The organism is Tenacibaculum soleae (assembly GCF_030549005.1).
Taxonomy (GTDB): Bacteria; Bacteroidota; Bacteroidia; order Flavobacteriales; family Flavobacteriaceae; genus Polaribacter; species Polaribacter soleae.
This window is the reverse complement of the sequence record NZ_JAUOSW010000016.1, coordinates 1-9,659: the sequence shown is the minus strand read 5'-3', so window position 1 is coordinate 9,659 and position 9,659 is coordinate 1. Positions and strand designations below refer to the sequence as shown.

The window sequence follows — 9,659 nt, the reverse complement described above, 5'->3', positions numbered from 1 at the left end:
TCTATTCCGTTATTACAAGCTGCTTTAGTAGTATAAGCTTCACTAGCTAGAATAGTTTGTCCATTTCCAGCTTTTAAATTAAATCTAAATTGTCCAGATTTATCAGTTGTGATTTCAAATTTTGACATAGTTTTTATTTATTTACTTTTCTATATTTTCTTAAAACATATTTTAATTCAAATTCATTATGTGGTAAATGTTCTATGATTAATAATTCATTTTCTATAATGCTATGAATTTCCCAACTATCTCCCTTGAATTCAAATATCTTTCCTTCTTTTTTTAATTTTTGAAAAAGTTCTGAAGAAATTTTATCTATGGGAACACTATATTGAGGTTTATCAAAAACAAAATCTAATATTTCGTCTTCAACATTATAAGACCAATTTCCATTTTCAATAGTCTTATTAAAAAGGATATATTTTTTATTTTTTTTAAATAATATATTAGGTCTAGAGTTTTTTTCTATAAAATCACTTTCTACATCTTTACCAGAAGGTGTTATTAACTTCTCAAAATTCCAGTAACCAATAATAAGTTTTTCAATATTATCTTTAGTCTCTTTACTTTTTATATGCTTAATAGCTTCTTCATTGTTCTGTTTTACTTGACTATTTCCAGTGCATCCAATAAATAAAACTAAAATTAATGGTAAAAAGTGATTTTTAGTCTTTAAATAAAATTTCATACTTGAAACTTGTTTGTTATCTATATCCAACATTTTTTTCATCATTATTAACAACATAAACATTTTTTGTTTTTAAAAAATCAAATATTTTATTAGCCTCTTTAAGAGTGCAATTAAACCTTATACTTTTATTACTTCTCATTAATATTTTACAATGAGATGGTGTTCTATACATGTAGCCATAATATATAACTTCAATAATGTTTTCATCATAATCAATTTGCTTCTCCTTAGCCCCAAAAAAATTTAAAGGGTAACTAATTAAGATTGTTTCTGTTTTAATCTTAATTGTTTTAAACCATTTTTTATTCAATAAAATAAACAAGAAAAAACAGATAATTAATGTTAAAAACAAACTCAATAAAGTATTATTTAAAGAATAATATATACCTCCAAAAACTATTAATATAATAGCTAGAAAGTTTAAAACTCCATTTAAACTCTGTTCTTTCTCAAATATTAAATTATTTTTTTTCATCCGTTTTTTTATTATCACTACTATTACTAAAGTAAGACATAATCATATCGTATAATGACTTTGATAATGCTACAGAAGATTCTACTTTTTCTGAAGTCTTTTGACTTGTTGTAAGAACATTAACTGCTTCACCTTTTGCTCCAAATGAAGAGACTATATTTACTGCAAATGCAGTACCTTGAACTACATTGTTATCAATTCCATCTGTAGCAGCTCCATTTTCACCTCCTAAAATTTGATTACCATCAGAAGCGACACCAAGATAAGTAAAAAAACTAGCCTCTCCAGCAAAAACTGCTGGCGCAGCTAAAACTAATCCTCCAGCGGCAGCTACATTTTTTAATGTTTCACCAGCTTTTTGAAATTCTTTATTATTTGAAGCTCCATCAATAATATCTTTAGCGCTAATCTCTCTATTCTTTACAGAAGAAAGAGATATTCCAGCACTTGCCATATCCCTAGATGAATTATCTCCAGAATAGATTGCAGAGACGTTACCATCACTTCCATGTACATTATAGGTGTTTTGATGCTTTGTCCCAGACCAATTGCCTACATTCCTTTGGGTAAAAGTCCTATTATGTGTTGCATTATAATTTCCTTTAGTATCTTTATGAATTGAATAAACAGTATGAGATAAATGTTCTAAACCCTCTAATTCAATTCCGTCAATAACTCTATTCTCTGCAAAATTATAAGGCGATTGATAACTGTAATCTTCGGCTAGAGGGTCAATATTTATAAATCTACCTAGTGCTGGGTCAGCATTCCTCCATTTAAAAGAAGACCAATTTAACCCTAACTCATCTTGTATTTCTTGCCCTTGAAAACCTTTTTTCTGCGCCACACCATTACCTATAGGTTGCGTAACAGTATTATACCCTTTATGTTTTAAACCAAATGAGTACTATATTGCTATCGAAAAAAAGCTGTGTACTACTTTTAATTTTTTATTAGCTGTCTATTTCAATGAACTTTAATTCAAACACTAAATTATCTTAATACTATTAAATAACCTAGTGTTTTTTATCGTTTTTTTATTCATTTAATTTCACTTTATAAGTTGAAGAATAATATAAAAAACGCATATCTATAGTCCTATAAAAATTAGTTAATTATAAGAGTATGTGATATAATAGCTTTGATTTTTGATGTAATTATTGTATTTTCATATAACACATTTTAAAATAACGTATATTTGATTTATAATTGATGTATTATGGGAGCATTAGAACTAAGAGAAAAATGGCAACAATCTATAAAAACCGTTGATGAACGTTTTTTACAGATGGTAGATGCTTTGTATGAAGGATATTTTAAAAATGAAGTGGTAGCTTATCATCCTAATGGAGCTCCAATGTCTCGTCAAGAATATAAAATGGCTTTAGATGTTGCGGAAAATCAGGTAGCTAAAGGTGACTATATATCTGCTGATGAATTTGAACAGGAAGAAGATTAATGACTAAAAAGATACTCCAAACTGTTTGGACTCGTCAAGCTAGAGAATCTTTAAATGCTATCTTAGATTTTAGATATAAAGAAATTCCTTCTGCTAGAAAAATTGTTAGAAAAGATATTATTAGTTCTTCTAAAAAGATAGTTTTTGCAGAACAATATCAAAAAGATGAAATATTCCCACAGTATCGAAGAATAATTGTTAGAGATTATAAAGTGTTATATAAAGAGGATAAGAATATTGCTTATATCTTGAATGTTATCTGTACTAGAGCTGGAGCTGAAAACATTTCTTAAACTTGTATATTGATAAAAGATAAATTATTTTTCACAAACCGTGAGCTTTCGCTCACGATTCACAAATAGACCTAATTAATACAGTTTTATATTGGAAGTACAAGATGTATTATATTAGGTTTTAACTCATCGGATGAAAACTTTCAATAGCTTCATGCATTGCTGTGTAATCGTTTCTTAGATAACGCTCAGTTGAAGATATATACTTATGTCCAGCCATATATTGAACTCTTCTTAAATCATCCTTTTTTAACCAATTAGTAATTACAGAAGCTCTGATTTGTTTGATATTGGTTACTCTAAAATTCATTTTCTTCAATTCTTTAAACACTGGATTAATTACACAACTTATTCTATCTGAATTAAGAGGAAATAAAGCATCTGCATGCGAGTTTATCTTTTTTTGAAGTATCGCTCTATGAGTTTCAATATATTGGATTAGCGGCATTATTTGACTTGAATTTAAATCTAGTGTTCTTGCATTACTTCTTCTGCTCCCTGGGACATACACCTTTCCTTGGTTGAGGTTTATATTATCAATTTTTAATAATCTAATACTTCTTGCATCTAGTCCTTGAAAAACTGCTAAACCAGTCAATACCTTATTACGCATTGCTACAGATGGACATTTAGGTGATTTAATACTTTCCGTTTGATAACTAAAATATAATTCTTCCAATTCTATTGGTGATAATAAATCATGCTCATAATAACGTTCAACTCCTTTTATAGTGGTGTTTTCAAGTGGATTCAAATGACGTTGTTCATCAAAAACCAAGTATTTAAAATATAGCTTTATAATTCCGACACTATGATTTATTGATTTCTGAGTAATCTTATTTTTTTTACTTTGAATGTATGTTACATACTCCAAACATTGCTTGTAATCCATCGTACAAGTATCATAATTTTTCTTTGTACACCAAGATAAAAACTTGGAGATAATACCATCATAAGAATGTATCGTCCTTTCTGAATAGGCATGTATTTCTAAGTATTCGTTGAAGCTATTCATCTTCTTTAAGCTTGTCTAATAAATGAACGTATATCTGTGTACTCTCAAGGCTAGAATGCCCTAACAACCTACTAATATCTTCTAGTTTCATTCCTTTTTCTAGTAAATGAGTAGCTAAACAATGACGTAATGTGTGTAAGGTTATTTTCTTGCTCATTATGATTTCATCTTCTGTTGCTTCAATGATTTTTCTTAATCTATCGCTAAAGGTCTGACCAAGCATCCTACCACCAAATCTATTTAAGAATAAAGAGTCGGGTGTTTTTGTTGCTTTATTGAATTGAGGTCTTGCATCATAGATATATTCCTCTAACACTTTCAAACTAAAATCATTCAATGGAATAAAACGAGATTTATAGTTTTTCCCTTTAGCAACAAACAATTGTCTTTTATCAAAATTCACATCATTTACATTTATGTGAACTACTTCATTTCTTCTTAATCCACAATTATATAATACAACTAGCATAGCTTTATCACGAAGTTGAAACCTTTTTGAAATGTGAGACCAATCACACGCTTTAAACAATTGTTTTACTTGGTCAATAGTCAACAAATCACGAACATCAATCGTTTCTGATTTCTCAGTTTTCAAATGAACTCCAAAATTATACTTAGCTCCATGTTCTTTCAAATATTTTAAGAACAGTTTTAATGCTTGTTGGTGCTTGTTTAATGCTCTATTTCCTAAAGCTCCACCACGTCTTTTATTTCGTCTAATTGATAGGTAATCGTTATAATATTCAGAAACTAATTTTGTGGTGATAAACTCAATACCTTCATGCCCTTTTGACTCCAAATAGTAGAAGAATTCTTTTAGGTGATTTGGTAAGGTATACGTTGTTTTCTCTGCATACCCTAACGTTGCTAACCACGATTGATAAGAGTTTACTAATACAATAAATGACTGATTATAAAGTGTTAATGATTTCATAGCTTCCTTTTGTTTTGTGTTTAATGACGAATTGAGTACAACCTCTTTGTTTCTAATGGATTAGCCTCGTCATTTAAGAGTGACGAACCTCTGACGAACTGACGAGCTTTTCAATACACAGTTCCAATGCTTTTTCTATTGAGGTTTCTAAATCTTTGAATTCATCTGTATAAACCAATTCATAACTTGTTGAAACACCTTTGATATCTGTTCTCTTTTGGATAAATCCTTCTTCTGATAATGAATTTCGATAACGTCTATGTGTTGGCTCCTTCAATCTAAAAGCTCTTCTAATTTCTTGATTTGAAAACGTCTTTTTATTATTTGCTTTTAGATATGCTATTAACTCTTCAAGATGATTTCTAGTCGCTGTGTTGAGCTTATCGGACTTTCTTAATAAAACCTCTTTTATTAAATCATTCGCTAGTTTAATATCGCTTAAAGTAGTTTCAATATAATCTTCACCCGTTTGTTCATCTGTTAGCTTTTCACGTTGGAATTGATGATAGAATGTTATCACTTCTATAAGCTGTAAATAATGAATATTTGTACGTCTAGGCTTGAATACTGACTTTGGTAGCTCCAAGTATTCCGCATAGGGATTGATTACTTTAATTGGCTCTAAAATACGTTGCGCATTACGTAATAACTTAGCACATCTTAATTGTTCATCAATATCAACTTTACCAGCATAATGCATACGCTGATACGCCATAATGCGTTCGTCTTGCTCCTTAGACTCATCTATATACAATAAGAAAGAACGGTTTGAATTATCTTCGTAAATACTTTCTTGGGTAGTACATCCAGCTACACATACAGGTCCTTCAACAACTCTATTTGTTGTCTTTCCAATACCTCCAATTGTTTTATTTACAATAGATTTCGTGATACGTTTTTTAGTTTGTAATTCTCTTAAAGGAAGTAATCCTTCTTTTGCACCATCCATGTCCTCAATCACCAATAATTTATTACGTAATTCATATTGATTGAAATAAAAGAATGCATTGGGTGATAGCATGGTAAATTCTACTTTATCTTCATTTGGAATTAACTCAGCCACCTTTGATTGTAGGTGAGTTTTACCGACACCAGAATTTCCGAAACTTATGCAATGTAATGGGCTTGAAGTCTTTCTGCTAGTGAAGATGAGGTACATTAATAATCTATTATTCTCTTCACCAACAATTCCAGATGCTCCGATTAATTTATTGGTAGCCATTAGTAAATCTTTAGATTCCAACAGTTCTTTTGCCTCGTTGTATTCTGCTTCATCTAATTCATACTCTACTGCATCTTCTTCATTTTCTTGTTCAATATTATCAAATCGATACACCTCTAATGCGTCTATTAATTGAGATATCATTCTTCTAACAGCTATGATACCTACTTCCAATTCTTCTGCTATTTTTCTCATTAGCTTTTCAACTTGAGAGCCATTATATAAATCAACACTATCTCTTCTTGAGAAGGTTGAACCTTCTTTAGTTATCTTTAAGGTTACACGTAAACTTCCTAAATTCAAATCGTTCAATCCTCCAAGAATGTTTACTACTAAGTTTTCACTTTTAAAAATGTAATTGTTTTTGTTTTCTGTGTTTAACATTGCTTTTTGGATTTTAATTATTCTTAATTTTTGGACATAGGTATTCACCCTCAGACTTTACTCTAAGCTGTAATCAACTGTTTATTAAGCTACATTGGTAAAATATTATCTTTTAAATGAGACCAGTGGTCAAGCATATTTTCTTTCATAAAACTTTGAAGCTCTTCTTTTTCTTTTATAAGTTCTAAGTTCAAATTTGATTTTTCAGAAAAACCATTAAAATCATAAACTATCGTATCAAATGGTTCTACTTCTAATAATTTGATAGTATCTTTTAATGTTCTATGTCCCATATAGTTCGATACTGAAGTAAAACATCTTTTAGAATAATGATATTTTTTTAATAATTTCAAAACACATGCTATTTGAAAAGCATTTGATTTTAGTGGTTTTAAATTAAATCCTTGACCTGTCTTTTCTTCTATTTCTTTTAAAAACTGTTTGCTGAATTTTTGCAATTCACGATTCAATGTTGAGGTACTCAACGGTTTTCTCGTCTTGTAATTCATATAAATAGTATCTTCAGCATCATCAATATCAACCACACCATAGGCTAGTTCAATATATTTATAACTTAAACCTAAAATAGGTCTGTTTGTCAATTCATCTTCCGAGAATAATTCAATTCTCATCATCCCATCATCATAATAAACTACATCATCCCACTTTATTTTTAGCTGTGAACCTATTTTAAGTCCCCATTGTGGTCCTGTAATACATAATAAAGCATGTCCTATTTCTCCTTTTTCAAAAAGCCATATTCCTAATAGTGTTAGTAATTCACTACTCCAATGTATTTGTTTTGATTCTTGATTCATTATGTTTTGTTGTTTTTTCATAAATACAATGCAAATATAACACTTTATTTCGATTAAACAAGTTTATTTCAGTTTTTTTATGAATTTACAACAATTAGAATTATTCCAAATATTACAAACTCAAGTATAAGTTACTGATTTCTTGCTCTCTAATCCCTAAATATATTTTTGTTGTCTGAATACTAGAATGATTGAACAATTGCGATAATAATATGAGTGCCTGTTCTGAATAATTATTCTTGGTCCATACTTGACGACCAAGTGACTTACGCATAAAGTGACTTGAGTACTGACCTTTTATATTATAATGTGTAAAAATCTGTTTCAACTTGGCATTTACGTGTTGAACGCTGATTGGTTTTTTACCAAAACGATTTACAAAGATGTACTGTTCAATACTTGGATTTAATTCTGCATGGATACGTTCAATGATTTCTGTTAATTCTGGATTGATAGTTACTTTACGTTCCTTTTTTGTTTTCTTTTCAACTAATTCACAATACTCCTTATATAATAGGTCTGACCATTTCAATTGTAATAAATCTGAAATACGTAATCCTAAATAACATCCGCATGAAATTAATAGTGCGAACTTGAAATCTCCGTCACGTTCTAATTTCAATACTAATGTCTTCATCTTATCCCATTCTAAAAAATCCGATGTTGTTTTTTGTCCTCGTAAACTCATAATCTTTTGTTTTATGTTTCATTTTCGGTGGTTATCGTAGCTTGTGAAACTTGATTTAACTTCAACTTATTCATAACCTCTTGGAAGTACTGATTTCACTAGGTTTCAATTTTCTTCCTTCACTTTCAACAAAAAGTGAAACTTACTCGACAAGGATACAAGGAAAAATATTCCCGTGCCAGCCTTTTATATTTTTTTATTCACGGAACCTCCCGTCCTTATTGGGATTACTTCCTTTTTTACTTCTAAAATATTGAATCAAGGACTTTTAGTGATTTCACAACTATTTATAGAGAAAGACTCTATGAAAAAAGGAATTAATGTGATATCACTCTTTGATGGTATATCTGTGGCACAGTTAGCCCTAAAACAACTAAACACCCCAATTAATAATTACTATGCTTCTGAAATTGATAAGAATCCTATCAAAGTAACCCAGCATCATTTCCCAGGGACAATTCAACTCGGTGATGTCCGAAATATTGATACTTCAAAATTACCTCCAATCGATGTAATGACATTTGGTAGTCCATGCCAAGACTTATGCTCTTTGCGTAAAAATCGTACGGGATTAGCTGGTGAGAAATCTAGCTTATTCTATGAAGCATTACGTGTCCTTCAAGAAGTAAAACCTAAATATTTCTTAATGGAAAATGTTGGGAGCATGCCCAAACATGACCGAAAAATAATTAGTGATTTACTCGGAGTTGAGCCGATTCAAATAAACAGTTCATTGGTTGGTCCAGCTTTACGTAATCGCTTGTATTGGACGAATATTCCGAATGTAGCTATTCCGACGGATAACAAAATTATATTGAAGAGCAGCGTTGAAAATGGCTGGGTAGATAAACGTAAATCCAATGCGATACTGACTAAGAACGTTCCGTACACACGTAATGGACTCATACGTTATTTAACACGTTCCATCGGGCAAATAGTGTTCTTGGATAAATCTTTTTGCTACGAACCGAAAGAGCGAAAGTTGGAATTAATTGAATCTTTGACGGATGATGAAGTGAAGCAACTCTTTAGACCGTTTACTACGTTAGAATTGGAACGTATGCAAACCTTACCCGATAATTATGTTGGTGAGATACTGAAGAAAACACCGAGTCATCACGTCATTGGTAATAGTTTCACCTTGGAAGTTATCAAGCACATACTATCACACGCAGATTTTAATACGGCAACGGATGAGTAAACAAAACAAGCTACAAGACCTTACCAATAGAATGCAGTTGAAAGATTTGGAGTTGAAGCAATCTCAGTCGGAGGATAGGAAGAAACTCATTAGAAACGAAATCTTGATACTTCAGAATCAACTAGCGTTGGAACGCATACGGTTGAAGATTATTGGGTTACGGGATAGCAGACCTTCTTAAAACTCTTGAAATTTTTCACAAAAATTTTTACGAAGCAATGCGAACTGTGTTTTTTCGCTTCGCTAATTGGTATAAGTAATAGAGGTCACAACATTTACAAATCTTTGTTGGTGGGGAGGAGGGAGGTTCTTTCGAGAATCTTTAAAACTGGTTGGTAGTTTGTTTACACATTGATGTGGAATAGCTTCTCAGAGCGTCACACGCTGTTTTTGGTTGAGAGCTCCTCAGTAAATACGTGCTAATCCAATAAGTACGGGTTCAGTTATTTTCCTTGATGTTTTTAATACGCTTCGCTTAT

General features: G+C 30.7%; 12 protein-coding genes. 3 read left to right on the top strand and 9 right to left on the bottom strand.

Annotated elements, in window-relative coordinates:
* From Q4586_RS13720 to Q4586_RS13705, 4 genes are all read right to left on the bottom strand, one after another.
* A partial coding sequence (locus Q4586_RS13720) for a YegP family protein (RefSeq protein WP_303529932.1) occupies positions 1-128 on the bottom strand: 128 nt, incomplete at its 3' end.
* A 5-nt stretch (positions 129-133) separates the two neighbouring features.
* The gene (locus Q4586_RS13715) at positions 134-688 is read right to left on the bottom strand and encodes a hypothetical protein (protein ID WP_303529931.1); all 555 of its coding nucleotides are present in this window, start codon (positions 686-688) and stop codon (positions 134-136) included.
* Positions 689-704: 16 nt separating this feature from the next.
* The gene (locus Q4586_RS13710) at positions 705-1,166 is read right to left on the bottom strand and encodes a hypothetical protein (RefSeq protein WP_303529930.1); all 462 of its coding nucleotides are present in this window, start codon (positions 1,164-1,166) and stop codon (positions 705-707) included.
* A complete protein-coding gene (locus Q4586_RS13705) occupies positions 1,153-2,013 on the bottom strand; it encodes a hypothetical protein (protein WP_303529928.1) in 861 nt (286 codons plus the stop codon). The genes Q4586_RS13710 and Q4586_RS13705 overlap by 14 nt, the downstream gene beginning before the upstream one ends.
* A 372-nt stretch (positions 2,014-2,385) precedes the next feature.
* Between Q4586_RS13705 and Q4586_RS13700 the strand changes: the two genes are divergently transcribed.
* Together Q4586_RS13700 and Q4586_RS13695 are read left to right on the top strand one after the other, a co-directional pair.
* On the top strand, positions 2,386-2,625 hold the full coding sequence (locus Q4586_RS13700; RefSeq protein WP_303529926.1) for a hypothetical protein: 240 nt from the start codon (positions 2,386-2,388) through the stop codon (positions 2,623-2,625).
* Entirely contained in the window at positions 2,625-2,918 is a 294-nt protein-coding gene (locus tag Q4586_RS13695) for a type II toxin-antitoxin system RelE/ParE family toxin (protein WP_303529924.1), read from the top strand. Before Q4586_RS13700 ends, Q4586_RS13695 begins: the two co-directional genes overlap by 1 nt.
* Positions 2,919-3,039: 121 nt before the next feature.
* Here Q4586_RS13695 and Q4586_RS13690 read toward each other — a convergent pair whose 3' ends face one another.
* From Q4586_RS13690 to Q4586_RS13670, 5 genes are all read right to left on the bottom strand, one after another.
* On the bottom strand, positions 3,040-3,933 hold the full coding sequence (locus Q4586_RS13690) for a tyrosine-type recombinase/integrase (RefSeq protein WP_303529922.1): 894 nt from the start codon (positions 3,931-3,933) through the stop codon (positions 3,040-3,042).
* Positions 3,926-4,867 (bottom strand): tyrosine-type recombinase/integrase, encoded by a 942-nt coding sequence (locus Q4586_RS13685; protein WP_303529921.1) that lies wholly within the window; start codon positions 4,865-4,867, stop codon positions 3,926-3,928. Before Q4586_RS13685 ends, Q4586_RS13690 begins: the two co-directional genes overlap by 8 nt.
* A gap of 73 nt (positions 4,868-4,940) precedes the next feature.
* On the bottom strand, positions 4,941-6,521 hold the full coding sequence (locus tag Q4586_RS13680) for an MTBMA_p00010-related P-loop-containing protein (RefSeq protein ID WP_303529920.1): 1,581 nt from the start codon (positions 6,519-6,521) through the stop codon (positions 4,941-4,943).
* A 41-nt stretch (positions 6,522-6,562) separates the two neighbouring features.
* Positions 6,563-7,312: a hypothetical protein gene (locus Q4586_RS13675; protein ID WP_303529918.1), complete on the bottom strand. Its 750-nt coding sequence runs from the start codon at positions 7,310-7,312 to the stop codon at positions 6,563-6,565.
* A gap of 91 nt (positions 7,313-7,403) precedes the next feature.
* The gene (locus Q4586_RS13670; protein ID WP_303529916.1) at positions 7,404-7,979 is read right to left on the bottom strand and encodes a tyrosine-type recombinase/integrase; all 576 of its coding nucleotides are present in this window, start codon (positions 7,977-7,979) and stop codon (positions 7,404-7,406) included.
* A 253-nt stretch (positions 7,980-8,232) separates the two neighbouring features.
* Here Q4586_RS13670 and Q4586_RS13665 point away from each other — a divergent pair, with 253 nt between their 5' ends.
* Positions 8,233-9,180 carry a DNA cytosine methyltransferase gene (locus Q4586_RS13665; RefSeq protein WP_303529914.1) on the top strand — a complete coding sequence of 316 codons (948 nt, stop codon included), beginning with the start codon at positions 8,233-8,235 and terminating at the stop codon, positions 9,178-9,180.
* Positions 9,181-9,659: the final 479 nt, after the last annotated feature.